Source organism: Rhodoblastus sphagnicola (assembly GCF_002937075.1).
Classification (GTDB): Bacteria; Pseudomonadota; Alphaproteobacteria; order Rhizobiales; family Beijerinckiaceae; genus Rhodoblastus; species Rhodoblastus sphagnicola.
Map to the genome: position 1 here is coordinate 1 of NZ_NHSJ01000031.1, position 23,918 is coordinate 23,918.

The window sequence follows — 23,918 nt, forward strand, 5'->3', positions numbered from 1 at the left end:
GCCCATGTGGCCAGCCAAGCGGCGTCAAAAGCGCGCCCGCCGGAAAAAGTCGCGCACAAATGGAACGTGTTTCGGGCGATCTGCGCGGCGCGCGCGCGTCTTGGCGTGTCCGAACGCGCCCTGACGGTGCTCGACGCCTTGCTGACCTTCCATCCGGAGACCGTGCTGGGCGGCGAAGATTTGGTTGTGTTCCCGTCCAATAGGATGCTCAGCCTGCGCGCTCATGGCATGGCGCCGGCGACGCTCCGGCGCCATCTCGCCGTCCTGGTCGACGCCGGGTTGATCGTGCGGCGTGACAGCCCCAACGGCAAGCGGTTTGCCCGCAAGGATGGGGCAGGGGAGGTCGAGATCGCCTTTGGTTTTGACCTTTCGCCTCTGGTCGCGCGCGCCGACGAGTTCGAGGCGCTCGCTGAAGCCGTCCGCGCGGAAGAGCGCGCGCTCAAACGTGTTCGCGAACGGATCACCATTTGTCGGCGCGATATCGGCAAGATCATCGAAACCGGCCTGGAAGAGGGCGTGCCGACGCGTCGAGAAGGGCAGGGGCCTGCGGATTGGACTGTCGTCCATGAGATGTTTCGCGGCATCGTGGTTCGGATTCCGCGCACAGCGACGTTGGCGGAGTTGGAACCGTTGGCGGATGAGTTGGCGGCGCTGTCCGCCGAAGTGTTCAATCTGTTGGAAACCCACGTAAACCCTCAAAATATGAGCGCCAATGAGTCTCAAACCGAGCGCCACATACACAATTCAAAATCAAACTCTCCAATTGATCTTGAACCAAGCCACCAAAAAGGCTGGGTCGGCGATTTTGGCGCTATGAACGACGATCCCTGCCTTCCACAAGGGTCCGAAACCCAGGATGAGGAGAAAGCCTCGCACCGGGCAGCACCGGTCAAAGCCTACCCACTCGGGATGGTGCTCGAAGCCTGCCCCGACATCGTCGATTACGCCAAGGACGGGATCCAGTCGTGGCGCGATCTGATCGCCACGGCGGCATTGGCGCGCGCCGCACTCGGCATCTCGGCCGACGCTTGGCGCGAGGCGCAGGAAACCATGGGGGCAGGGGATGCGGCGGTGATGATCGCCGCGATCCTGCAAAAAGGCGAGGCGATCAGCAGTCCCGGGGGCTATCTCCGCGCGCTGTCGGCAAAAGCACGGGCCAAGGAATTCTCGATCGGCCCGGTGCTGATGGCGCTGCTGCGCGGTAAACTCGGCAAGGGAGCACGCGGTGCGGCCGGCTGACTTCAACTTGGCGACGCATGCATCTGGGGCGGTGTTTTCCGGCGCCGTCATGTCACCTGCCGCGATCTTGATGGCAGGATTGGCTGAGCCTATCTTTGGCCGAAAGGATCATCCATGGCCGAACCTCAACTCTCCGTGCGCAGCGCCAAAGCTCGTGATCTGGCGCATCGGCTTGCGCGCCGCGAAAAGCGTTCGATCGCCGAAATCGTCGAGCGCGCGCTCGAAGCCTACGAAATTCGCGAAGTTGAGCGAGAGCCGGCCGCGTCGTTCTATGCCCGGATTTTCAAGAGCCTTGGCATGGACATTGATCTCGAAACCGTCATCGCCGAGACGAGGAATGTCCATTCGGGGCCGGATCTTTGATCTTTCTCGACACGACACCAACGTCATTTCAGACACCCTGAGAAAAACGCCCAGCGAGGCCGTCGTCGCTTGGCTCGTTCGGCATGACGACGAATTCGCCCTGCCAACGGTCATGATCGCCGAAATCGCGTTGGGGATTAAGAAAAAACGTGCTGGAACAGGGAGTGGCGCACTGGCGGCGCCGCTTCGCCGATCGGATATTGGATTTCACCGAAGAGGCCGCCCTGGCTGTGGCGAGATTATGGGCGCTGCGACACCCATCCGGGCTTCGGCATCGTTGGAATGGACGATTCAATGGCCGTTCGAACTTCCACTGATGGCTAAAAATGCTATATTTAGTCATGATAAGACACAAGCCGGAGGCCGCGCCATGAACATGAACGTATCGCTCCCTGATGAGCTGGCGAATTTCGTCAAGGACAAGGTCTCGACCGGGCGCTACGGCTCATCAAGCGAGGTTGTGCGCGAAGCGCTGCGGCTCATGGAGAAGACGGAGCTGCAAGAGGCTGAAAAGCTCGCCCTGCTGCGCCAGGCTTGGACACAGGGTGTCGACAGCGGCGACGCCGGAGAAATTGATTTCATCGCGCTGAAGAAAGATGCGCGCGCGCGCCGCGCCGCCGCCAATCGCGGCGCATGAGCCCGGTGCGCTACACCCATCAGGCCCGTGAGGATTTGCTCGACATCTGGTCCGCTCTCGCCGAGCGCGCTTCGGAAGCGGTGGCGGATCGCATTTATGACCACATCGAAGAGGTGTGCGGGTTGCTCAAGGCGCATCCGCAACTCGGTCGCGCGCGCGCCGAGATTCATCCCGATGCGCGCGCGATCGTCATCGAACGCTGGCTGGCGCTGTACCGCGTCACCGGCGACAGCGTGCAGATCGTGCGCGTGATCGATGGCGCGCGCGATCTTTCTCTCGTCGAATGGGCTCCGAAGTGAATCCCGGCTCTTACCGTCGCGGCGCGCTCCCCGGCGCGCCTGCGATCGTTGCAAGCCGCTGTCGCTCTTAGCTGCCGATTTCAATTTGAAAGGCCAACGTAAAACGATGGCGCCTGATTTTCATCAAGTGTCGCAATTTTCGGGCTGAGACTCTGCCAGTCGCAACAACAGCTTATAACCCCGCCGCCTTGGTCAGATTGACGCGGAAACGGTCGCGGCGGCGCTGATAACGCCGGGTCATTTCGGCGCTGGCGTGGCCGAGCTGCTTTTGCACATAGCGCTCGTCGACCTCGGCGGAGGAGGCGAGGCCGGCGCGCAACGAGTGGCCGGAGAATTTTTCCTTCCGCTCGCCTTCGCTGAGATCGCCGCGCACCCCCGCCGCCAAAGCCGTGGCCTTGACCAGCCGGGCGACGTGCTTGTCGGTCAGGCGGTCGGCGCCGACGCCTTTGGCGCCGGCGACGCGCCGAAACAGCGGGCCATGGTTTATGCGCGCGAACTTGAGCCATGTTTGCAGCGCGGCGACGGGGCAGGTGGCCTCGGTCGAACCGCGTCCGATCTCGACCTCGCGCCAGCCGGTCTTGCCGCGCAAGGTGACGACCAGGCCCTTGTCGAAGATCTCGACCCAGCCGGAGCCGTCCTCGGTTTGTTTCGCGCCGCAATCGAGCCCGACGATTTCCGAGCGGCGCAAGCCGCCGGCGAAGCCGATGAGGAGGAGGGCGCGGTCGCGCAGGCCGCGCAGATCGCCCATCTCGAGTGTCGCCAGCATCGCCCGCAGGTCTTCGGGCAGGACCGCTTCCTTTTGCGTCGGCGGCCGCGCGTGGGTGCGCTTGATCCCGGCGAGGACAGCGAGGATGTGCTTGTCCTTGCGGTCAAAATTCTCGCCAAGTTGGCGGAACCCCCAGCTCAGCGCCGAGAGCCGCCGCTCGATGGTGGAAACCGAATTCGGCTTGCGGTCGGCGCTGGCGGCGCCCGAGGCGCAGGCGGTGATGTACAGGCCGACGATCCGCGGTTCGTTGGCGGGGAAATGGCTCAGGCCTTGCCGGCGGCGCCAGGCGTTGAAATGGCGCCAGTCGGCTTCATAGGCGCGAGTGGTGTTTTGCGAGCTTGCGGCCTTGACGTAGTCGCGCGCCTTGTCGGCGAGGCCGGCGAGATGGGTCGGCAGGGCGTCGGACGGCTCATCCATCGGCGCGAGGCCCTGGCCGGGCAGGGCCTCGCGGGCGTCGGGAGGGGCGTTTTCTTGCGCTTTGGCGGGCGTTTCGACCATATTCGAAAGCCTAGCTTATTATGTCCGATAATGCAATCTTATCGGACATCTGCAGCTCAAGACAAGCCCGGCGCTTTTAGCGTAAAATATGCTGACAAAGCGCCGCTCTTTGCTATGCTGCCGGTCATGGATTCGCGCCCGCCCGTCGCCGCTCCGCCCAAACCGTCGCGCCGAAAACGCGCGGCGAATGCGGGCGCGCCTTCAGAAAAAGAGCATATATGTCATATGCTTCCGCCATGGCTGGCGCCATCGCCGCAGGACGCCGGCGCGGAAAAATTCGCCGCCGGGGCCGTCCTGCTCGCCCTCGATCGCATGGTCCGAGCCGAACCGGGTTGGCTCGGAGCGTTGCGCGCGCGGCAGGCGCTGCAGGCGGCGGCGACCAGCGTTCGCAGCTTACGCCATCGCGAGGACGAGGCGGCCCTGCGCGACGCCCATCATTTGACGAGGCCTGGCGACGACCCCGGCCCGGCGGGCAAAATCTATCGCGTCTGGCGCGATTTTTCGGCCCGGCCGACGCGGCTTGCGGGGCCATGCCTTGCGGCCTTTGCCGAGGCGCTTGGCGTCCGCGCGCCAATGGCTGTTTTCGATGGCCTGACGCGCGCGTCCAAAAATCCCGACCCGGTCGCGGCGGCGATCGAGGCGGCGGACGCCTGCGTCGCGGCGCTGGAAGCCGGGGCAGGGGAGGGCGGCGTCCTCGCCGCCATGGCCGCCGACCTTGTTCTCGCGCGCCGCCTCGGCTGGCCCCGCCCGTTGTCCGTGATCGGCGCGGCTGGTGTCGGCCGGCGGGGGACTGTCGCGGAGCGCTACGCCAAAATTTTGCGCGAGGCCCTGGCCTGCCATGGCCGGGCGATGGAATTGGAGCGTCGCGCCGCCCGGCTGATCGCCGCGGCCGCGACCGTGCGCGTCAAAGGCGCTGAGCGCGGCGTCGCCGCGCTGCTTGCCGACGATGTCGTCTCCGCCGGCGATCTCTGCCGCGCCGGATCGGCGGCGCTGGGCTCGGATCGGGCCGCGCGGCGCTTTCTCGAGCGGCTGGTCGAACTTGGGGCGCTGCGCGAGATGACGCAACGTCCAAGTTTCCGGCTCTACGGATTGTGACCATGCGGCCTCCCGCGCAAGGCGACCTGCTGTTCGATCGCGAACTCGCCGATCTGTCGCGGGAACTGCGCTGGCGTGAATGGATGGGACGGGTCGAAGCGGCGATCTTCGCTTCGCAGACCCCCGTGCCCCGCGAAAACTTGAGCCTGCTGGTCGGCGAAACCTGCCGCCTCGACGAGCTGATCGCCGACATTCAGCACGAACTGGCCGACCGCCCTTACGAACTGGCATTCGTCGCCGGCGGCTGGCGCCATCGCACCCGGCCCCGGTTCGCCGACGCCATCCGCGCCTCCGGCGCGGCGGGCGGGGAGGGAGCGCTCAAAGCCTTGTCGCAGACCGAGCATCTGGTGGTGACCGCCATCGCCTATCTGCAGCCGGTGACGCGCCGGGATCTGTCGCGTCTCATCGGCAAGGAGATTAGCCGCGATATTTTCGCGCGCCTGAAACGTCTGGGGCTGATTGGCGCCGGCCCGCGTTCGCCGGCGCCCGGCGCGCCGCTGACCTATGTGACCACCAAGCTGTTTCTCGAAATTTTTGGGCTCGGGAGCTTGCGCGACCTGCCTGATATCGAAGCGCTCGAAGAGGCTGGACTGCTGGCGCGGAGAGCTGAGCAGGAGGAACAGCCCGCCATCGGCGAAGAATTTGATCGCGTTCTCGGGATCATTCCCGATGACGAGCAAGAGGAAGGCGAAGCGCCGCCGCACGCAGGCGGTCAGGACTCTGACGACGACCGTCTTTGAGGCGGACCAACCCAGCCTCCAAGGCATGTAGCGCGGGGGGCGTCATCGACGCGCTGATTCAATCGCGGGCTGATTGATTCAGTTCTTGCGTTGGACAGCACGCGGATTTGCCGCAACCTTGGCTCATGACACGCCCCGCCGTTCACCAACTCCACCTCGAACGCATCGACACCGCGCGCACCATGTGGCGCGGTTCCGAACGCGAGGTGCATTCAACTTTGTTCGGCGAACACGCGCTGGCGCGAACCTGGGGACGGATCGACACGCCGGGTCGCCACATGATCGGGACGTTTACCGTGACGTTGCCCCCAACTTTTATCCAGCCTTGAGGTCGCTCTGGTGTTTGGGATTCGCGTCGCAATCCTCCGTCAGAAATCTGGCGTCAATAGTAAACCCCGAGTGGCGGGTTCCCGATGTGGTTCGCGATTGAGCGCGATACCAACTCTGAAAATCACCAGTAAAGAGAAGGCTCGTAATATCGCGATCGTCATCGTGGCCGCAGGCAATTGTCACGATCAAAGCGTCGCCCTGGCGCGTCACCACCGGAATCGCACAGCCGTGTCCGGCCGCCCCGAGGATAGAATCTGTTGCCGCAACGCAGACTTCGTTTGTTTGCAAGCCCATATCCGGCGAAATCGTCGAAATGAGCCACAATCCTGGCCGCCGTTGGGGAAGCGCCGTTTCCTCCGCCGAGGCGACCGGAATGAAGGAATGGCTTGTCAACGAGCCCAATAGAAGCAAGCTCGGCCAACGGGCGGAACGCATCGATCTCTCCTGACCAGGAAAAGTTGAATACAATCATCTAAATGACCGAAACGCGTCTAGCCACCCCCGCGACGCCTTGTGGTGAGCCGAATCAACTCCGGGATAATATCCCGATCATCCTCGGGAATTTTTGCAAGAATAAGTCCTGTATATCTTGATGCACGATATTGATAGGCTCCCCCTGTATCGCGCCGAACACCAAAAACGTTTGGATGTGCTGCATTTTCATCGCGTTGTGTCACGCGGCGGGAGCCGTCTTTTCTCCAATGCGGCGGCTCCCGCTTTTTTCGAGTTTCGCGAGAAGCCAGCCATCTTGCGCTGCCCGCATTCGCTCCTTTAAGCTCGACGCAATCTCAGCACTCACGATGAAAATGCCCGGATGTGGCAAGTGCCCAAACTCTCGTTGAGAACCTTGCTCGCTTCGCTGATCGGTTTCGTGACGCTCGCCGGTTTCACCGTGAATCTTGCGATCCTGCTCGCCAATGCGCGACCGCGCATCCTCAAGGAGGAAGAGGCAAGCCTGAGCCTAACGCGGCAGATTGCCGTCATGGCCACGGCGGGCTTCCAGGACGCCGCCGAACCTGATCGTATGCTTGCGTTATTCTTTCAAAGCCTTGGGGCGTTGCGGCACGTCGTGGTCGTGGTCGTCGGCCCGGACGGCGTTGCGCGGCCGATCCCGCCTCAGGCGCGAAATCACGACGTCTTGGCCGCGCCCGACTGGTTCGCCGCGCTCGTTCGTCCCGCGCCGAAGACGCTGCAAATTCCCGTCAATGTCAGGGGCGCCAATTTCGGAAAAATACTCGTGGCGGCGAGTCCGTTTGACGAAATCGAGGAAATATGGGTTGACGTGGTTCGACTTGCCGCGGTCAGCATGGCGGTATCGATCGTGCTCCTCGTCGCCGCCCTGTTCATTTTGAATTGGTCGCTGAGGCCGCTCGAAGGTTTGCGGCATGGACTGGCCGCGCTCGAAGCCGGCGAGAGCGGCGTTCGCGCCGCTTTCGGAGGCCCGGCGGAATTCAGCGTCATCGCGGCTTCGCTGAACTCGCTCGCCGGGACGCTGGAATGTGTGACCACGAGCAACCGCGACCTCGTCGCGCAACTGATCGACGTCCAGGAAAGTGAGCGCCAGGATTTGGCCCGCGAACTTCATGACGAAGCCGGACCCTGCCTTTTTGCGATCCGGGCCGGAGTGATGGAACTGAATGGCATCAGCGCCAGACCCCAACCCGAGGCAGGGGCGGTTCGCGACGCCTGCGCCAAGGTCGGACGGGCAAGCGAGTCCCTCCAGAGCCTGTTCCGCGACGTGCTCGGACGCCTCTCGCCCCGGGGAGTCGTCGAGTTCGGATTGCAGCAGGCGCTCGGCGCCTTGGTGGATTTCTGGCGGGTTCATCATCCTGACGTCGAGGTGGTCTTGATGTGTCCGCACGATCTGGCGACTCTCGACGAGAAACTCGCCCTGACCGCTTATCGCATCGTTCAGGAAGCCTTGACCAATGCGTTCCGCCATGCCGGGGCCGAACGCATCGAGATACGCATCGCGCTGGGCTGGATTGAGACAGCGGGACGACTCACCGAGACCGACGCCGCGCCAGCGCTCCTGGTCACGGTCGAGGACAATGGCGTGGGTCTTCGCTCGCCGTCCGGTCGAGGACGCGGCGTTTTCGGCATGAAGGAGCGCACCGCGCATCTGGGAGGGCGTTTTGCGATCGAAGCGGGCGCCGACGGCGGCCTTCGCGTCGCGGCCGCCCTGCCGCTGGCGGACAGGGAAGGAGACGGCGTTGTTGAGCGTTCCGAGGCGGGAAACGGCGCCGGGACGAATCCGTCGGATTCGATTGGAAATCGATTGAATTCGTGATGACATTCGGCTCGGCCTCTTGCGAAGCCGGCCGCGCGTTCGGCGGCGGCTTTTAACAGGGTTCTGGAAGGACAATGCGAATTTTAATCGTGGACGATCATCCCATGGTGCGCGAAGGGTGCAGGGGCATTCTGTCGCGCGAAGCCGATCTCGAGGTTTTTGACGCGCATAATGCGGCGGAAGCGCTAAAAGCCTGCGCCGAAACGAGATTCGACATCATCGTTGTGGACATCAACCTCCCGGAGGTGTCGGGCTACAAATTGCTGCAAGACCTCCTGAAAAAGAATTCGAAAGCGAAAATTCTCGCTTTTTCGATGAACGAAGACCCCGGTTTCGTATCTCGCGCGATCGATCTCGGCGCCTGTGGATTCGTCGCCAAGACGGAGGATCCCGCGGATTTCCTCAAGGCCATTCGCACCGTCGCGAACGGCGAGAAATATCTCTCCAACAGCATGGCCATGAAACTGGCCTTCGCCGCGCCGAAAGGCAGCGCAAGCCAGTCCGAAACGCTGACGCCCCGCGAAGCCGAGATCCTCGACGCCCTCGCCAATGGCAAGGCCATGGTGCAAATCGCGCATGACCTCAACGTGTCCTACAAGACCGTCGCCAACAATTGCACTTTGTTAAAACTCAAGCTCAACGCGCGCTCCAACGCCGATCTCATCCGTCTGGCGGTCGAGCGGCGCGCGGGCGGCCGGTCGCGCTGAGACGACGGGCGCTATTTGTCCCGCGCTCCGGCGCCGGTCTTGAGGCGAAAGGGCGAGTCCAGCCTTTCAAGCGCGTCCTCCCGCGTATAGCCGGCGCGCCGGAGCGACATGTAAAACTGGCACAGGTCGCCATAGGTCTCCTTGCCATGATCCGGCGTGACCAAGGCCGAAAGCTCCACGATCAGATCGGCGGCGCTCTCGCGCTTGCCGATTTGCGCCAGCGACTCCGCCAATTGCGCCGTTCGATTGGCGATCATTCTGCGCGGCTCGAGAAATTTCGGCGCGGCCTCGTCCATGGCCCGGCGAATGCGGCCGACTTCGGGATCGTCACGGGCGACGGCGCGGCGTTTTTCCTGACTGGCCAGCCAAACCGCGGGGTCCACGGCGTCCATGCGCCTGATCCAGGTCGCGGAGCCCGTCTCCTCTCGGACGATCGTTTCGGATGGGGCGATGTCCGAGCCTTTTTCGGCATCGTCGCCGCAGCCGGCAAGACCGACGCAACAGGCCAAGATGGGGAGGGTGAACCTTGGCGTCGTCACGTCCCGCCCCCCGCTCCGAGCGGAAAAGCCAGGGCCGCGCCGGCCCGCGTCATCATCTTGCTTCGGCTTTCTTCTTCAAATTGTCCAAGCCGTGGCGGAAGAAGGCGGTGATCGCCCCGCGCGCGGCGTCGTCGTCGAGGTTTTCCGGGGGCTCGTTCGAGGTGTCGCCGCGATAGAGTCGGCCGCGCCAATGCGCTTCGCTGCCGCCGTCCGGCGCCGGCGTAACCGAAAATGTCGCCGAATAGGAACTCACGGGAAGCGCGTCGAGATTGGGATCGTACATGCGGTAGGAATATTTCATCCCGGCGCCATCGTATTCATCGACGCCCTCCTTGATGACGCCGCCGGCCTTCAGCACGATCTCGCGCTCCGCGCCGTTCCCTGGGCCTCCCGAGGTTTTCACGGCGGCGACGTCGGGATGCCAGACGGACAGACTGTCGATGGGGCCGGCCAGAGCCCAGACGGCCTTCGGATCGGCGGCGATGACGATGGATTCGTCCACTTTGATCGGCGTGGGGCCATGCGCCAGGGCGGGGGCGCAGACGCACAGCGCCGTCATGATCCAGAAGGGTTTCATGCTGCTTTCCTTTCAGGCTTGGGGGATGGCGCGCGCAACCGCTCGGCCCGGCGCGCCCGGTTCGCCGAAAGCCGGCTCAGGAGGGGAGGGAGGATATAGAGCGCGAGAAGCATGAGCGCCGCGATGGCGGCGCAGGCGGGCCGCAAATCCAGCGCGGCGTCGAGAGCGCGCGGATGCGCCGCGGCGCGATAGGCGCGCGACAAGGCGTCGGCGGTTTCGAGATGGACATAGCGAAGGCCGGTCGTTTCCGCGAGCGACTTCAGATAGGGCTCGCGCACCGAGGACAAATGCTCCGAGCCAACCATGGCCCTGGAGCCGAACGGCGCGTTGCGCGGATCATAGCCCTCGCGCTGTTCGGCGTCCGGCGGCGGTCCGCCAGAACGGTTTTCATGCGGCACGTCATTGACGCCCTGGAATCCGATTTCCCGGCCGCTGTCGTCATATTTCGGGATGGGCGACAGTTCGTAGCCGCCGACCCCCACGATCAGCCCGTGGACGTCGCCAATCCGGCCATCGAAGGCCGGCGGTCCTGAAAGCGGCAGCGGCGGCGCTTCCTGCCCATCGGTGAAGAACATCAGGTCGGCCGTCGCGTCGCGCGCCATTTCGATCGATCGGTAAAGGCCCGCCGCGACATGGCTGTCGCCCTCCCAGGCCATGCGCCAATCGAGCGCGTCCAACGTCCCCGCCACCGGCGCGCCATTGCCGCAGATTTCGACGGGTTCGAACAGGAGGAAGGGGCGGCGCTCGGAGAATACGCCAAGCGCGACGCGCGAGGCGCAGGGCAAGCTTGCAAGGCTCTCGCGCAACACCGCCTTGACGAAATCGAGGCGGGACGCCGGCCGTCCCGCCAGGGTCGCGTCGCGCGTGTTCATGCTGCCGGTGATGTCGACAATGATGACGACATCGTAGACGGCGCGCCGGATCACCGTCTGAACGCCAGACAGCGCGGCCAGGGTCAAGGCCAGCGCGAGGATCAGCAGGCCCAGTCGAGGATCTCGCCAATTCGCGCGCGTCATGGCAGCCCCTGCGGCGCGCCGGGCAGGTCCGTCCAGATTTTTTTCGGATCGGCCGGCATTTCGTCGCCATTTTCCTGCGCGAAATTCGGATAGTCGCGCATCAGCCGCGAGGCGACGTCGAAATTATATTTGGCGTCCCAGAAGCCGGGCGCGCGCTGGAGGGCCTTGCGGTAGTCGCGCTTGGCCAGATTGACGAATATGCCGGCATTTTCGAGGTCGGCGGCCTGAATCAGGGCGAATCCCCTGCGCAATTGCGCATTTCCGAGCAGGTAGCGCCCCCGCGCGGCCAGATCGTCCCGATCCGTCCGGTCCAGCGCCGCCGCAATCACGCGGGCGGCGTCGAACTCGTCGCGCTGGAGGAGAAAGGCCATGCGCGCCAGCAGCAGTTCCGGCCGCGCGTTGGGTTCGACCTTGATGTCCTTCCCGGCGCGCAAGTCCGCGATGTCGCGGTTGAGCGCGGTCGCCCGGCTCCATTCGCGGGCGAAGACAAGCGTGGCGAAGGCCGCGACGGCGAGCGCGACCGCCAGCAGGGGTGAAAGCCGCGCGCGCGGGATTTGGCCGATCCGCTTGCCCGGCGGGTTCATGACGCGCCCCCCCGCCGGACCGGCGCGGGAATTTCCGCGAGTTTGGCCAGGGTCAGCACGAGGATCGCCAAAACCGCGAGGGTGAAAACCGGCGTCGAAAGATCCTGACGCGGCGCGATTTCCGTGAACAGGACGGGGCGGCGCTCCAGCCGGTCGATCTGCTCCACCGCCGCGTGAACCTGTTCCGGGCTTTCGGCCTCGAAGGCGCGATAGGGCTGGCCCAGCGACTGGAAGAACAGGTCGAGATGGCGCTCCGGCGCCGCCTGCGGCGTGTCCGCGCCGGATTCTGGAATATCGTGCAGGCGGGCGTTGCCCTCGGTGCGCAGAAAAAGCCAGTAGAGACGAACGCCGGCTTTCTTGAAATCGGCGCGCAAATCGGTCTGCAAGTGCGGATCGATCACCGCCGCGCCGTCGGACACCAGAACCAGGGCGCGGGAGCGGCCGGACTCGTCGGCGCGGAACATGGCCAGAGCCATGGCGAGACCGCGCCCGATATTGGTGTGGTCGAGACCGGGGCGCGCGGCGGCGGCGAAAGCGGCCTGGATCGCCTCGCGGCGATCGGTGATCGGAACGACCAGCATGGGCGATGTGGAAAAGCCGACGACGCCCGCGAGATCCTTGCGCGGACCGGCGACGAAATCGCGCAGCACTTGCGTCGCGGCGCGGGCCTTGGACTGCTCGTCGCCCGAGGGCGCGCGCCCGGCGAAATTCTCGTTCATGCTCGCACTGCGGTCGATGAGAAACACGATTTCCGCGCCCTCGCCGATGTGGTCGACCAAGGCGCCCGTTCGATAAGGCCCGGCGACGCCGACCAGCAGCGCCGCGATCGCCGCGCATCCGGCGATGCGCAGGACGACCGCGATCGCGGCCGACAGGCGATCCTCGGGAACCGCCGCGATCGCGGCCGTTTTCCTGATGCGCAAGGGCGAAAACGCCAGCGGCGCGGCCGCGAGCGGCGCGAGCCAGAAAATGTCGGGGGTATCGAAGCCGAGCGCGATCATGTCGCCTGCTCCCGCGCGGCCATCCGACGCGCGATCTCGGCGATTTCCGCCAAGGTCAAGTCCTGCCCGCGCAAGCCGTCCGCTCCGAAAAAGGCGCGTTCCGATGCGAGAAAGAAACGCTCGATGTCCGGCCGCTGAGCTTCGAAATGCGGATGCGCGCGCAAGAAACTCGGCAGATCGGCGCGCAGCAGACTTGCGCCATGCGCGGAATCAAAAGCTCTGTGCATATCGCGCATCGCATCCAGCAAGGCTGGCGCTCCGCCCGGCTTGCGCGCGGCTTTCTTCAAACGGCGCGCAAGACCCGCGAAATTCCGCCCCGATCTCCCTGCGAACGGCGGCCAGCCGCGCGCGCGGCACAGCGCCAGAAAAAGCGCCAGCGCGACGGCGCCGCTCAAGAGTGCAAACCGCCGCGCCGGCGCGGCGTCGAGAAAGACCGGAGCCGGATCGGGGCGAAGATAATCGTCGGGATCCTCCTTCGCCGCCGGTGCGATTTCGCGAAGCGGGACGACGCTGAAGCTCCACGCCGGCGAATCGACGGAGACCTCGCCGGCGCTGGTGGCGAAGCGCAATGCAAAGCCGGGTACATGAACATCGCGCACGTCCAGCGCGGAATAGAAATTCTGGTACACCAGATGGATGCGCCACAAACGGCCGTTGGCGTCGCGCGCTTCTTCCACCCGCAGGTCGCGCAGTTCGAGCGAAACGGTCACCGGGCCCGGATGCGGCAGCGAGGCGGCGATCAGACGCGCATCGGCCGGCCCGCGCGCTTCGACGCGGGCGCGGGTCAGGTCGCCGGTCATATAGCCGTAGGACCGCTCGACATGAACTTCCGCCGCGAGATCGGCGGCGCGCGCGGCGCCGGTTGAAATCAGAAGGAGGACGAGAAAGTGGAGTCGCATGTCGCGCCTCAGACCGCGAGAAGACGACGACTGAAGTCCGCTGGATCGAAGCGGTCGCGCAGGAAGATCGGCGGGCGACCGCGTCCGGCCAGAAAGGCGAGACGCGCCTGCCGCTCCTGCTCGCGTTCGGCCCAGCGCCGGCGCAAGGCCGGCCTCATGAACACCAGCCGTCTTTCGCCGCTCTCGCTGTCGGCCAACGCCATCAATCCCCAGTCCGGCGGATTTTCCTCCTCGGAATCGACCAGAACGACCGCCACAACGTCGTGAGCGGCATAACGCCCGAGGACACTTTCGACGAGGCCGGGCGGCCAGCGAAAATCCGAAATGAGAAAAACCAGACTGCGCCGCTGGCCGAGCAGTCCGGCGGTCGCGACAAAACCGTCCGCGGCGCGCCCCGCGCAAAGCTCGGCTCTGAGCGAGTCCGCCGCGCGGAGGGCCACGGCCCGCGCGCGGGTCGCCGGTTGAAAGACGGGCGAGCGCTCGCGTTCGGCGCAGCCGATCAACCCGAACCGGTCGCCGACGCCGGGCGCGGACCAGGCCAGAGCCAGCGCAACCGTCCGCGCCAGTTCGATTTTCACGCAGGCGCCGGCGACCGCCATGGAGGCGGACAGATCGACCACGGCGTAAACGTCCGCGGCGCGCCTCTCGGCAAAACGACGAACGTGAATGTCTTCAAAGGGATCGCGCAGGCTGGCGCGCAAATCGATCCGTCTGGCGTCGGGATGACGCAGAAAGGTCGTCTGGTCGTGGAAACGTCCATAGCCGCCAAGGGCCGCCGAGGGATGGGCGCCGGCCATGTGGGAATGGATGCGCTCGCGCAGCCTGTAGACTATTTCTGGAGGCGCCGAAGGGGTCATGGCGTCGGCGTCCTGTCGAATATGGCGCGGCACAGCTCCTTTACGGGGTCTTCGCCGCGCATGGCGTGAATCGGATCGATGAAAACGCGATGGGCCATGACTTCGACGAACAGGTCGCGAATGTCCTCGGGCGTCACGTAATCGCGGTCTTCGAGCCAGGCGCGGACCCGCGCGGCGCGTATCAGGAAGCCAAGCCCGCGCGGACTGGCGCCCCCCTTGACGAGCGTTTCCATGTCGAGCCCAGGCAGGGATATGCCGGCCTTCGCAGGTGCGGCCATGGCGCGCCACAGCGCGAGCACATAATCCTGCAAGGCGGGGCGCACGGCCACGCCGCGCTGGATGGCGCGCGCCAGGGCGGGAACGTCGCGAAAGTCGAGTGGCCCTGGCCTGACCTGCTCAAGCAGTTCGTCCACATCCTGAAAACGCGGGTCGAAGATCAATTGGCGCCGGCTGGCGTCGTCGCTCGGCGTCGCGATGGAGATTTCCATTAGGAACCGGTCGCGCGCCGCCGCCGGGAGTTCGAAGGTTTCTTCGCGTTCGACCATGTTTCGATCGGCGAAAACCTGAAGAAAGGGAAAATCGTAATCCCGGCTGAAGGCCGAAACCTGTCCCTCGGCCATCAATCTCAGCAACAGGGAATGCACCTGCGGCCGGGCGCGGTTGATCTCGTTGAAGAAGAAAACGGCGAGCCGGTCGGCCTTGTTCAGCAGCGGCGTCGGCTCGACTCGCGGTCTGCCGTCGTCGCCGAGATAGCTGTTGTAGAGAAGATCGGCGGGCATCATGTCCACCGCGCCCTCCACGCGCACGAAATCCCCGCCGAGCGCGCGCGCCGCCGCGCGCAACAATGTCGTCTTGCCGACGCCGACATCGCCTTCGATGAGCACATGGCCGCGCGAGAAGATCGCGATCACGATCAATCGTATCGCGCGCTGCTGCCCCACAATCGCCTTGGCGATTTCGGTTTCGAGCGCGAGAGCGGAGCGACGGCCTGCCGAGGCGGTGACATTCACGTTTTTGGATTCCCTGAAGCATCTGGGGGACGGCGCCGGGAGGAGGCGCCGTCCCGCGCCGGAGAGGGCGGGGGAGCACGGCGTGCGCTCAAGCCGTTCGCGCCTGAGCGCCGGTCTTGGTCAGATCCTCATTCCGGAATCTTGTCGACGTCGAAAACCCATTTGCCGCTTTTCTTGAAATGGGCGACGCGTTTCGCGTTGCGCGCTTCCATTGAATCGATCGACGCCTGCTGTTTCGCGATTTCCTTGGGGTCGTGCTTGGGATCGTATTTCGATCCGGCGATCTTTTCTGGAAAGCCCGGTTTTGGCTCCCAGCAATTTCCCGGCGCCTTGCAATTCGCGCCGTCATAGGCGTGGGCCGCACCGATCGGCGCGAGGCAGACCGCCACGGCGACATAAAATGCATATTTCGCATGTTGCATGGTTTTCCTCCTTTGCATTCAGCGTTGGTGTCGCTGCTGTTTCACGCTGAAATTGTTGTCGCCGTCCGCTCAGGCCTCATCCGCCGGAACCGGACGGCTCATTCGGCGGCGGCCTGGCGCGGCGGAGCCGCGCAAATTCCCGGCTCTTCGTCCGAGAACTTCTCTCCGAGCTTGTAGGGCTGGTAGGTCTTCTTCTGCGCCTCGTTGAACCAGGGCGCGTGTTTGACGTCGTCCTTGTAGAGATGCCGCACCCAGGCGATGACCAGAAGCATTTCGTCCATGGTCAGATTCTGCACCTGCGGTCCCATCTGGGCGCGCGCGCCGCCGAAAACGGTGCCGAAAATGCCGACATCCGTCTGATTTTCCGGATAGGTCCAGTAATCGTCGTTCAGGCCGGGGCCGACCTTGCCCTCGCCAATCTCGCCGTGACAGCCGGAACAGGCGGTCAGAAAGATTTGTTCGCCCCGCTTCAGGCAACTGCGATCCTCGATATAGGGATCGATCCCCGTTTGCAGGAACGTTTTCACGCCCGGCGTGTCACGCCCCTGTGGGAGGGACTCGTCGAGATTGAGGGTCTCGCCGGTGACCGTATTGTGGAATTCGACCGAGGACTCGATCGCATGCGCGCCCACACAGAATATGATCGTGCAAAGCGCGGCGCCCATCCAGGTCGCTTGGGCTGAGTTTTTCACAAGCGTTGCTCTCCGGAATTGATGTTGTTGCCGAACCCGCCGTCAATTGGCGACGGGCAGAAGCGGCACGCCGTCCGATTTCAAAATGGCTTCGATTTTCGATGCGATCTTGGGCAGGGCGTCATTGATCCGCGCCAGCAGCGCCACGTCATTGCTGCGGACGCCGAAGGACTGGCTGAAGTGCTGCGGGATCGCCTCGCCGTTCGATTTCCTGGCGTCGTCCGCCAACAGGACCATGCGCAGGGGCGTCGCCGAAGTCTTGACGTAATGGGCGATGTCCGGAGCGAATGCGACCGCGGCGTCGGCGTGGCCGTCGACGACTTCCGCGACCATGCGCATCGGGTCGATCTGGCTGTACTGATTGCGGCTCGAACGAAAATTCACCAGCGAATAGAGATAGTTCATGTTGTTTTCATAGAGGCCGCGGTCCTTGAGCAGCGCCTCTGCCGGCGAGCCGAAGGGAACGGCGACATTCGCCAATCGCGTGACGCGCGGGTCGTTCCACGAGGAGATGTCGAGATCCCGGTCGGCGCGAGTCACCATCGCATAGCCGGTGCGGTAGTAAGGTTTCGACGTTGCGACGCGCGGATCGCCCGCGTCCACGCCGATGACGATGTCGCATTGCCGCTTGTCGAGAAAGTCGCGCACCAGATAGATCGCCGGCTTGTCGGTCCAGACGAATCTCGGCTTGAGGTCGATGGCCTCGGCCAAGGCGACGGCGATCTTGTTTTCCAGGCCCAGTCCGGTCGTGCGCGACAAGGAGCCGTCGGTCATCGACAGGGGCGGCTGCTTGGCGGATGCGCAAATTCGTAGCGCGCCGGGGTCGGCGGGCGCCGATTGCTCGGCGCTCGCCTCCTTCGCGTCGGGCGCCGCGGACACGCCCAGATTGGCGGACAGGGCGAGGGAGGCCCAGGAGGCGAACAGCCCGGCCAGGGCGAACCGCAAGGCGGCATGATGTGCTTGCATGGGATTGACCTTGATTGCGCTTGCAGGAGTCCCGAGCGCCCGCCGGCCTTGCGCCGCTTGGACGTACCGACATTGATCGGGATCGCGAAAATGAGGCGGAAGAACCGGCGCCCTCCCGCCTGGAGCCTCAGTTCGCCGAATATTCGCCAAGGTTCGGATCGTCGTAGGGGCCCTTGCCGTTCAGCGAGAACACCATCACGCCGCCGCCCATCTGGGTGTAGTTGGCGAGTTGCTTGAAGGCGCCGACCGCGCCGAGACCGGCGGTCGGGTCCTGAAGGTCGAAGACCAGCCCGACGCCTGGCCAGCCGCCGACGCCGTAGTTGATCGCGACATATTCCGCGCCCTTGTGCTGATAGACGATCGGATAGCCGATCACGCCCGACGGCAGCTTGAACTTCCAGAGCAATTCGCCGGTGTCGGAGTTGCGGGCCTTGATGAAGCCGTCGAGCGTTCCATAGAACACCAGATTGCCGGCGGTCGCGACCGTGCCGCCCCAGACGGCGAACCGCTCCATCTTCTCCCACTTGAACTTGCCGGTGATGGCGTTGTAGGCCTTGACCTGTCCCAGGCCCTCATATTTCTGGCGGTCGCCCTTGGGTCCCGGATACATGCTCAGCGTCGCGCCGACAAAGAATTGGCCGGCCCGATAAGGCAACATGAAGGGCTCCCAATCCATGCAGATATGGTTGATGCCCATGAAGAACAATTCCTTGTTCGGGTCGTAGGAATCAAAGCCCTGATTGTGATAGCCCATGGCGGAAGGGCAGATGTCCTTCGCGAGATGGTCCATCCGCGTGCCATATTCGGGATCGCGGATCGGCAGACCGCTCTTGAGATCGACCCGCTTGAATTCATTGACTGTGTCGTCGATCTTGTTGGCTGAAACCAGGGTGCCGTCGGTGCGGTCGAGCGTATAGACGATTCCGTTGCGGTCGGGATGGGTCAGCAGCTTTCGCAGCTTGCCATTCTGGTCCTTCTGCTCGGACAGCATCATGACATTGACGCCCGCGTAATCCCACTCGTCATGCGGCGTCTTCTGATAGCCGAACTTGGCTTCGCCCGTGTCAAGATCGCGGCCGAAAATGGTCATGCTCCACTTGTTGTCGCCGGGCCGCATGGTCTCGTTCCACGGCGCGGGATTGCCGGTGCCGTAATAGACGAGATTGGTCCCGGGATCATAGGCGAACCATCCCCAGTTGGTGCCGCCGCCTATCTTCCAGGCGTCGCCTTCCCATGTCGCCGTGCCCAGGCCCTTCTGGCCATAGTGCGGATTGGCCTTGTTGAACGCGTCGCCGATCAGCAGATCGGAATCCGGGCCGGTGGCGTAGGCGCGCCATTTCTGCTCGCCGTTGCGGACGTCGTAAGCCGTCATGTAGCCGCGCACGCCGAGTTCAGCGCCGGAGCTTCCGATCAGCACCTTGTCCTTGTAGATATGCGGCGCGACGGTGAGCGTCGAGCCGACCTTGTAGTCGGAATTTTCGATCTTCCAGACCAGTTCGCCGGTATTGGCGTTCAAGGCCGAGACCGTGCCCTCAAGCAGCGTCTTGACGATCAGCGGCGGCGACTTGTCGTCGCCCGGCCAGTAGGCAAGGCCGCGATTGACGATGTCGCAGCATGCGACCGCGCGCGCGGTGGCTGGCTGTTTGGGCTTGTCCTGCCAAAGGATGCGGGTCGGGTCGTCGAGGCTGAGGGCGAAGGTGTTGTTGGGGAAGGAGGTATGGATATACATCTTGCCGTCGACGATCAGCGGCGCGCCTTCGTGGCCGCTCAACAGACCGGTCGAAAAGCTCCAGGCGGGACGGAGGGTCTTGACGTTTTCGGTGTTGATCTGCGTGAGGGTGCTGAAGTGGTTGGCGCTATAGTTCTTGCCAGCCATCACCCAGTTGTCTTCGCTTTTCGACAAGGCGTCCAGCTTGTCTTCAGCTCGAACGCCGGAAGCGACCAGAATCGATGCCAGACACACCCCGAGCAAGGAAACTGAATTCATGACCTGTTTCATGGGCATCCTCCATGAGCAACCCCACCAGTCGCGCCAAAGGCTTCGGACGTCAGAACGACCCGTTTCATTTGCCGGAGAGTTTGATTGCTCGATTTTATTATAGTTTGGCCGTCACCGCTAAGGTAGATCAAGATCTACTTAAGCAAGACCCTTCAAACGCAATTATGACATCTTATCGGCTTCCGGGTGTCCATTAGAAATATTGGAAGCGCGCATCGGGAAAAATGGCGACCCCGCAAGCCCACGCTGCGCAAGCGGTCTCCGCCACCCAATCCGAAGCTTGTCGAAAAATGAATAGCGGCAGCGCCATCTGCGTGGCTTCGAGGTCAAAAGGAGGCGCTTCGACGGTTGGGAGTATTTCCGGTGCGGACGAGAATATTCGGATGCGATTTGCCGCTTGGCGGCTGGCGTGGTCCAGAACCGCGCCCGCTTGGGCGGATTAGAATTCTCTTAGCGGAAGTCGTCGAACTCTCCGCGGACGAATGACCGAGGCGATCTTGCGCCGCAGACTTCCTTCCGCCTGAGGGCGTCGGCCAGAGCGTCTTCGAAAATCAAGGCGGACTCGGCTGTAACCCTCATTGCAGTCGCGCCGGTTAAGGCGAATGCCGTCTTTCGTGGTCGCGTCGATGGTGTAAATAGCGCAGCCTTCTGCCGGCGGCTAAAGGCGCGTGTGGGAATGGCCGGCGGGCGAGAGCATCACGATGCGGGGATCGCTCTCGGTGACGAGGAACGAGGCGTCGGGCGTCGGCCGTGGTTCGATGGAATCACTGACCGGTTCTGCAAGCCGAAACAACGCCCAATCTTCGGTGATGTGAAGAGAGGCTGACTTCGGATCGCCGCCGAGGATCAGACTTGCCGGGAAAGAAAGAGCGATCAATGCCCCTGATCCGAAAGAAGCGGGACGCAACGCTGCTCTTGGCCACCAAGGAAGTATCGACAAACTAAGAGTGTTCAAGATCAACAGACTGCGGTAGCCAACCAGCCAGGCTGCCTCCGCCCGCTCCAGCTCTTGTATGTGGGTTTTGCACATCGAAAGGCTGTCGGCAATTGTCGCGCGCCGGAAGCCCAAGAAGTTTCCTGCTGACTTGTCGGCGGCGACGCCTCGGAAGCTTTTCGCGCTCGACGCCGCACAACGATGACGGTGGCGACTGGGCGGCGCAATGCGCAACTGACATCGCCCAGATTTGCACGCCGCTTCCGCCGTCGGCGGCACGCTCTTGCGCCATCGCTGCCGTGATGGAACGGTATTTGTTTGGGGCGGCGACGAGAACGTCCACCGCCGCGCCGCCAGGCGCGGGCGTTGATCAGAAGCGCTCTAGGAACGCTTGGGCGTGAATGTCGCGGCCGGAATTTATCTGTGGCAAGATGATCGGCAGCCCGGTTTCGGACTCGCGATCGACGCGCATGCTCGCGCGGAAAATCTTGCGCACCAGCGCCTCGTCGATCACCTGGGCGGCGGGTCCGTCCGCGACCACGCGGCCGCCGGCGAGGACGACCAGCCTGTCGGCGAAACGCGCGGCGATGTTGAGGTCGTGCACGATGGCGATCACGGTCACGCCGCTGGCGACAATCGCCCGCGCCGCGCCCAGCAGCGCGAGCTGGTGCTCCAGGTCGAGGCTCGACGTCGGCTCGTCCAGCAGCAGGGCTTGGCAAAAGCGGCCGTGGCCCTGCGCCGCTTTCAACTGGCACAGGGCGCGGGCGAAACGGGCGCGCTGCTGTTCGCCGCCGGAGAGGGTCAGAAAATTGCGGTGGGACAGATGCTGCGCGCCACTGACCGCCAGAGCGCGCGCGACGATCTTGTCCGCCTGCGTTTTCGGCAGGCGGCGGCCGACCACCGCGAGGCCCTGCCGCGCCACTTCGTGAACCGGATAGGGAAACGCCAGCGCCGCGCCCTGCGCCATCACGGCGCGGCGGAGCGCCAGTTGCGCGGGCGAAAATTTTTCGGCGGGTTCTCCGGACCAGGCGATCCGTCCCGCGCTTGGCCGCAATTCGCCGCTCAGCAGACGCAGCAAGGTCGATTTGCCCGCGCCATTGGGACCGATGATGGCGACGAACGCGCCGGGATCGAAGCCGACGGAAACCGAGTCGATCAGCTTGCGTCCGTTCACGGCGTAGGTCAGGTTTTCGGCCCGGATGAATGCGTTCATGTCGGATCGCTCCGCTTGGCGTCGCGCAACAACAGCCAGAGGAAGAAGGGCGCGCCGATGCTGGCCGTCAAAATGCCGACCGGCAGCTCCGCAGGCGCCAGCAAGGTGCGGGCGAGGGCGTCGGCGCCGACCAGCAGGGTGGCGCCGCACAGCGCGGAAAGCGGCAACAGGACGCGATGATCCGGCCCGGCCATCAGCCGGACCAGATGGGGCGCGATCAGGCCGATGAAGCCGATGGCGCCCGCCGCGGCGACGCTCGTCCCCACCGCCAGGGCGATCAGGCCGATGGCCGCGCCCTTGATCACTTCGGCGCGCAAGCCGAGATGGAACGCCTCGGCCTCGCCGAACGCCAGGCCGTTGAGGCCGCGCGCCAGCCAGGGCATGGCGAGCAGCGCCGGCGTCAGCGCCAGGGCCAGGATCGCCGCCTTGCCCCAACTGGCGCCGCCCAGGCTGCCGAGGAACCAGAAGCTGAGATCGCGCAATTGCCGGTCATCTGAAATATAGGACAAAAGCGCGGTCGCCGCGCCGGCGAAGGCGGACAGCGCGACGCCCGCCAGCAGCATCACCGTCATCGACGTCCGACCGCCTCGTGTCGCCAGCACATAGATGAACGCGGTCGCCGCGAGGCCGCCGAGGAAAGCGTCGGCGGGCAGCGCGGCGACATGCAGCCATTGCGCGCCCCCGCCCCAAATCTGTTCGCCGAGCACGATGGTCATGGCCACCGCCAGCCCGGCGCCGCTGGTGACGCCGACCAGGCCGGGGTCGGCCAGCGGATTGCGGAACAGGCCCTGCATCATCGCCCCCGCCAGCGCCAGCGCGGCGCCGATTTCGAGGCCGAGCACGACGCGCGGCAGTCGCAGGCCGACGACGATGAAATGCTCGCCCTCGGCGGCGCCAGGACCGCCGAGGACGAGTTCACGCCATAGCGCGGAGGTCACGCGCGATGGCGGAATCGAGGTTGCGCCCAGGCACAGGCCGAACGCCACAGCCGCAAGGCAGGCGCAGACCGCGACCGTCAGGGCGAGGGTCGCGCGCTTGTCCTGGCCTCCGGACAGGGGCAGGTCGCAAGTCATCGCGCGTCCGTCCCGCCGGCCGGATAGAACCTGGTCATCAGCTCCGCGGCCGCTTCGGGCGCGCGCGGGCCGAAGCCGAGCAGATAGAGGCTGTCCATTTCAAAGATCGCCTGGCGCTGCGCCGCGGGGGTGCGCGCCACTGCGGGCGCGGCCTTGATGGCCTCGGCGACGGCGGCGCCGTCGCGCGCCATCCCGACGATCGCCTCGGGCGCGGCGGCGACCAGGGCCTCCTCGGTTATGGCCTTGTAGCCGTCGAAGCCCGCGACATTGACCGCGCCGGCGAGACGCAGCATGGCGTCTGCGGCCGTTCCGGCGCCGCCGCACAACAGGCGGCCGTTCTGCACGGCGAGCACGAACAGCGCGCGCTTCGGCGTGGCGATGGACTGGCGGCGCGCCTCCAGCGCCGCGAAACGCGCGCGCGCCTCGGCCGCCAGCGCCTCCGCGCCTTTTGCGGCGTCGAGGGCGGCGCCGACAGCGAGGATTTTTTGCGCGACGCCGTCCGGCGTCGGCTGGTCGGCGACGCGCTGGACCGAGGCGCCGGAGGCGGTCAGGGCGTCGAGCGTCGCGGGCGGGCCGGCGCCCTCCACCGCCAGAATGCGCGTGGGCCGCAGCGACAGCACGCCTTCCGCCGACAGGGCGCGGAAATAGCCGACATTGGCCTTGTCCTTGAGCGCCTGCGGCGGGAACAGGCTGGTGGCGTCGACGCCGACGATCGCATCCTGGCGTCCCAGCGCATAGGCGATTTCGGTGAGGGCGCCGCCGACGACGACATAGCGTTCCTGCGCCGGCGCGGCGACCGGCGCAATCTGGCGCAAGCACAACATGAACACGGCGGCGGTGAGGACCGGGCCAAAATTCGCGATGCGCTTTCGTTTCGATATCATGTGAGGCCGTTCGGTCATTTGGTCAGGATCAGCTTGTTGTTGCCGGTGATGCGCAGGCGATAGGGCTCGCCATCGAGCAGGAGCAGCGCCTCCTTGCGGCCCTTCATCAGGCTGCGCGCGTCGATGGCGTCGAGCGCGACGGCCGTCGCGAAGGCCGGCGCCGGGGCTTCCGGACCGGGCGGGAATTTCGATGATTTTTCCATGAATGAACGCAAGGCATGTGTGACGATGCCGCTAAGGTAGGAAGCGGGTCCGCGGGCTGTCAAAGCAATGGGCAGTTTTTTGAAC

At 64.6% G+C, this 23,918-nt stretch carries 28 protein-coding genes and 1 pseudogene; 10 read left to right on the forward strand and 19 right to left on the reverse strand.

Going from position 1 to position 23,918, the window contains the following annotated elements; all coding sequences use genetic code 11:
* The 5 genes and pseudogenes from repC to CCR94_RS03150 form a co-directional block, all read left to right on the forward strand.
* On the forward strand, positions 1-1,239 hold a 1,239-nt coding region (gene repC, locus CCR94_RS03130), incomplete at its 5' end, for a plasmid replication protein RepC (RefSeq protein WP_244593923.1).
* A 114-nt stretch (positions 1,240-1,353) separates the two neighbouring features.
* The gene (locus CCR94_RS03135; RefSeq protein ID WP_104506423.1) at positions 1,354-1,602 is read left to right on the forward strand and encodes a type II toxin-antitoxin system VapB family antitoxin; all 249 of its coding nucleotides are present in this window, start codon (positions 1,354-1,356) and stop codon (positions 1,600-1,602) included.
* Positions 1,577-1,855: pseudogene (locus CCR94_RS03140) on the forward strand (PIN domain-containing protein); the annotation flags it as partial. The gene CCR94_RS03135 and the pseudogene CCR94_RS03140, both read left to right, overlap by 26 nt.
* A 123-nt stretch (positions 1,856-1,978) precedes the next feature.
* Positions 1,979-2,239: a type II toxin-antitoxin system ParD family antitoxin gene (locus CCR94_RS03145; protein ID WP_244593927.1), complete on the forward strand. Its 261-nt coding sequence runs from the start codon at positions 1,979-1,981 to the stop codon at positions 2,237-2,239.
* Positions 2,236-2,538, forward strand: coding sequence for a type II toxin-antitoxin system RelE/ParE family toxin (locus tag CCR94_RS03150; RefSeq protein ID WP_104506425.1), 303 nt, complete (start codon positions 2,236-2,238; stop codon positions 2,536-2,538). Before CCR94_RS03145 ends, CCR94_RS03150 begins: the two co-directional genes overlap by 4 nt.
* 172 nt (positions 2,539-2,710) lie before the next feature.
* Here CCR94_RS03150 and CCR94_RS03155 read toward each other — a convergent pair whose 3' ends face one another.
* Positions 2,711-3,721, reverse strand: a complete 1,011-nt coding sequence (locus CCR94_RS03155; protein ID WP_244593928.1) for a tyrosine-type recombinase/integrase — start codon at positions 3,719-3,721, stop codon at positions 2,711-2,713.
* 306 nt (positions 3,722-4,027) lie between these two features.
* On the opposite strand from CCR94_RS03155, the gene CCR94_RS03160 reads away from it, so the two are divergent.
* The 3 genes from CCR94_RS03160 to CCR94_RS03170 all read left to right on the forward strand — a co-directional run bounded on the left by CCR94_RS03160 (position 4,028) and on the right by CCR94_RS03170 (position 5,966).
* Entirely contained in the window at positions 4,028-4,897 is an 870-nt protein-coding gene (locus tag CCR94_RS03160) for a DUF1403 family protein (protein WP_158254599.1), read from the forward strand.
* A gap of 2 nt (positions 4,898-4,899) precedes the next feature.
* Positions 4,900-5,637: an SMC-Scp complex subunit ScpB gene (gene scpB / locus CCR94_RS03165; protein WP_104506428.1), complete on the forward strand. Its 738-nt coding sequence runs from the start codon at positions 4,900-4,902 to the stop codon at positions 5,635-5,637.
* A 125-nt stretch (positions 5,638-5,762) separates the two neighbouring features.
* Positions 5,763-5,966, forward strand: coding sequence for a WGR domain-containing protein (locus tag CCR94_RS03170; RefSeq protein ID WP_104506429.1), 204 nt, complete (start codon positions 5,763-5,765; stop codon positions 5,964-5,966).
* On the opposite strand, the gene CCR94_RS24390 is transcribed toward CCR94_RS03170, so the two are convergent.
* Positions 5,953-6,402, reverse strand: coding sequence for a DUF3617 domain-containing protein (locus CCR94_RS24390; protein ID WP_146089834.1), 450 nt, complete (start codon positions 6,400-6,402; stop codon positions 5,953-5,955). The two genes, CCR94_RS03170 and CCR94_RS24390, sit on opposite strands and share 14 nt — an antisense overlap.
* A 388-nt stretch (positions 6,403-6,790) precedes the next feature.
* Between CCR94_RS24390 and CCR94_RS03175 the strand changes: the two genes are divergently transcribed.
* Both CCR94_RS03175 and CCR94_RS03180 read left to right on the forward strand, forming a co-directional pair.
* The gene (locus tag CCR94_RS03175) at positions 6,791-8,257 is read left to right on the forward strand and encodes a histidine kinase (RefSeq protein ID WP_158254600.1); all 1,467 of its coding nucleotides are present in this window, start codon (positions 6,791-6,793) and stop codon (positions 8,255-8,257) included.
* Positions 8,258-8,331: 74 nt separating this feature from the next.
* The gene (locus CCR94_RS03180) at positions 8,332-8,964 is read left to right on the forward strand and encodes a response regulator transcription factor (RefSeq protein WP_104506431.1); all 633 of its coding nucleotides are present in this window, start codon (positions 8,332-8,334) and stop codon (positions 8,962-8,964) included.
* Between the two features lie 11 nt (positions 8,965-8,975).
* Here CCR94_RS03180 and CCR94_RS03185 read toward each other — a convergent pair whose 3' ends face one another.
* The 17 genes from CCR94_RS03185 to hemP all read right to left on the reverse strand — a co-directional run bounded on the left by CCR94_RS03185 (position 8,976) and on the right by hemP (position 23,833).
* Positions 8,976-9,503 carry a hypothetical protein gene (locus tag CCR94_RS03185; protein WP_146089835.1) on the reverse strand — a complete coding sequence of 176 codons (528 nt, stop codon included), beginning with the start codon at positions 9,501-9,503 and terminating at the stop codon, positions 8,976-8,978.
* 52 nt (positions 9,504-9,555) lie between these two features.
* A complete protein-coding gene (locus tag CCR94_RS03190; RefSeq protein ID WP_104506433.1) occupies positions 9,556-10,080 on the reverse strand; it encodes an SRPBCC family protein in 525 nt (174 codons plus the stop codon).
* Complete coding sequence (locus CCR94_RS03195) at positions 10,077-11,096, reverse strand: vWA domain-containing protein (protein WP_104506434.1); 1,020 nt, start codon at positions 11,094-11,096, stop codon at positions 10,077-10,079. The genes CCR94_RS03190 and CCR94_RS03195 overlap by 4 nt, the downstream gene beginning before the upstream one ends.
* Positions 11,093-11,680, reverse strand: a complete 588-nt coding sequence (locus tag CCR94_RS03200) for an MxaK protein (RefSeq protein WP_104506435.1) — start codon at positions 11,678-11,680, stop codon at positions 11,093-11,095. The genes CCR94_RS03195 and CCR94_RS03200 overlap by 4 nt, the downstream gene beginning before the upstream one ends.
* Entirely contained in the window at positions 11,677-12,681 is a 1,005-nt protein-coding gene (locus tag CCR94_RS03205) for a vWA domain-containing protein (RefSeq protein ID WP_104506436.1), read from the reverse strand. Before CCR94_RS03205 ends, CCR94_RS03200 begins: the two co-directional genes overlap by 4 nt.
* A complete protein-coding gene (locus CCR94_RS03210; protein WP_104506437.1) occupies positions 12,678-13,580 on the reverse strand; it encodes a nonribosomal peptide synthetase MxaA in 903 nt (300 codons plus the stop codon). The genes CCR94_RS03205 and CCR94_RS03210 overlap by 4 nt, the downstream gene beginning before the upstream one ends.
* A gap of 8 nt (positions 13,581-13,588) precedes the next feature.
* A complete protein-coding gene (locus CCR94_RS03215) occupies positions 13,589-14,437 on the reverse strand; it encodes a DUF58 domain-containing protein (protein ID WP_104506457.1) in 849 nt (282 codons plus the stop codon).
* Complete coding sequence (locus tag CCR94_RS03220; protein ID WP_104506438.1) at positions 14,434-15,447, reverse strand: AAA family ATPase; 1,014 nt, start codon at positions 15,445-15,447, stop codon at positions 14,434-14,436. Before CCR94_RS03220 ends, CCR94_RS03215 begins: the two co-directional genes overlap by 4 nt.
* Positions 15,448-15,575: 128 nt before the next feature.
* On the reverse strand, positions 15,576-15,869 hold the full coding sequence (locus CCR94_RS03225; protein ID WP_104506439.1) for a methanol dehydrogenase [cytochrome c] subunit: 294 nt from the start codon (positions 15,867-15,869) through the stop codon (positions 15,576-15,578).
* A 98-nt stretch (positions 15,870-15,967) separates the two neighbouring features.
* A complete protein-coding gene (gene moxG / locus CCR94_RS03230; protein ID WP_244593924.1) occupies positions 15,968-16,561 on the reverse strand; it encodes a cytochrome c(L), periplasmic in 594 nt (197 codons plus the stop codon).
* 42 nt (positions 16,562-16,603) lie between these two features.
* Positions 16,604-17,527, reverse strand: a complete 924-nt coding sequence (gene moxJ, locus CCR94_RS03235) for a methanol oxidation system protein MoxJ (RefSeq protein ID WP_104506441.1) — start codon at positions 17,525-17,527, stop codon at positions 16,604-16,606.
* Positions 17,528-17,654: 127 nt separating this feature from the next.
* On the reverse strand, positions 17,655-19,526 hold the full coding sequence (locus CCR94_RS03240; RefSeq protein WP_104506442.1) for a methanol/ethanol family PQQ-dependent dehydrogenase: 1,872 nt from the start codon (positions 19,524-19,526) through the stop codon (positions 17,655-17,657).
* 658 nt (positions 19,527-20,184) lie between these two features.
* On the reverse strand, positions 20,185-20,694 hold the full coding sequence (locus tag CCR94_RS03245) for a hypothetical protein (protein ID WP_146089836.1): 510 nt from the start codon (positions 20,692-20,694) through the stop codon (positions 20,185-20,187).
* 136 nt (positions 20,695-20,830) lie between these two features.
* Positions 20,831-21,673, reverse strand: a complete 843-nt coding sequence (locus tag CCR94_RS03250; protein WP_104506444.1) for a heme ABC transporter ATP-binding protein — start codon at positions 21,671-21,673, stop codon at positions 20,831-20,833.
* Positions 21,670-22,746: a FecCD family ABC transporter permease gene (locus CCR94_RS03255; RefSeq protein ID WP_104506445.1), complete on the reverse strand. Its 1,077-nt coding sequence runs from the start codon at positions 22,744-22,746 to the stop codon at positions 21,670-21,672. The genes CCR94_RS03250 and CCR94_RS03255 overlap by 4 nt, the downstream gene beginning before the upstream one ends.
* Positions 22,743-23,630 (reverse strand): heme/hemin ABC transporter substrate-binding protein, encoded by an 888-nt coding sequence (locus tag CCR94_RS03260; protein ID WP_244593925.1) that lies wholly within the window; start codon positions 23,628-23,630, stop codon positions 22,743-22,745. Before CCR94_RS03260 ends, CCR94_RS03255 begins: the two co-directional genes overlap by 4 nt.
* 14 nt (positions 23,631-23,644) lie before the next feature.
* Positions 23,645-23,833: a hemin uptake protein HemP gene (gene hemP, locus CCR94_RS03265; RefSeq protein WP_104506447.1), complete on the reverse strand. Its 189-nt coding sequence runs from the start codon at positions 23,831-23,833 to the stop codon at positions 23,645-23,647.
* Positions 23,834-23,918 lie beyond the last annotated feature (85 nt).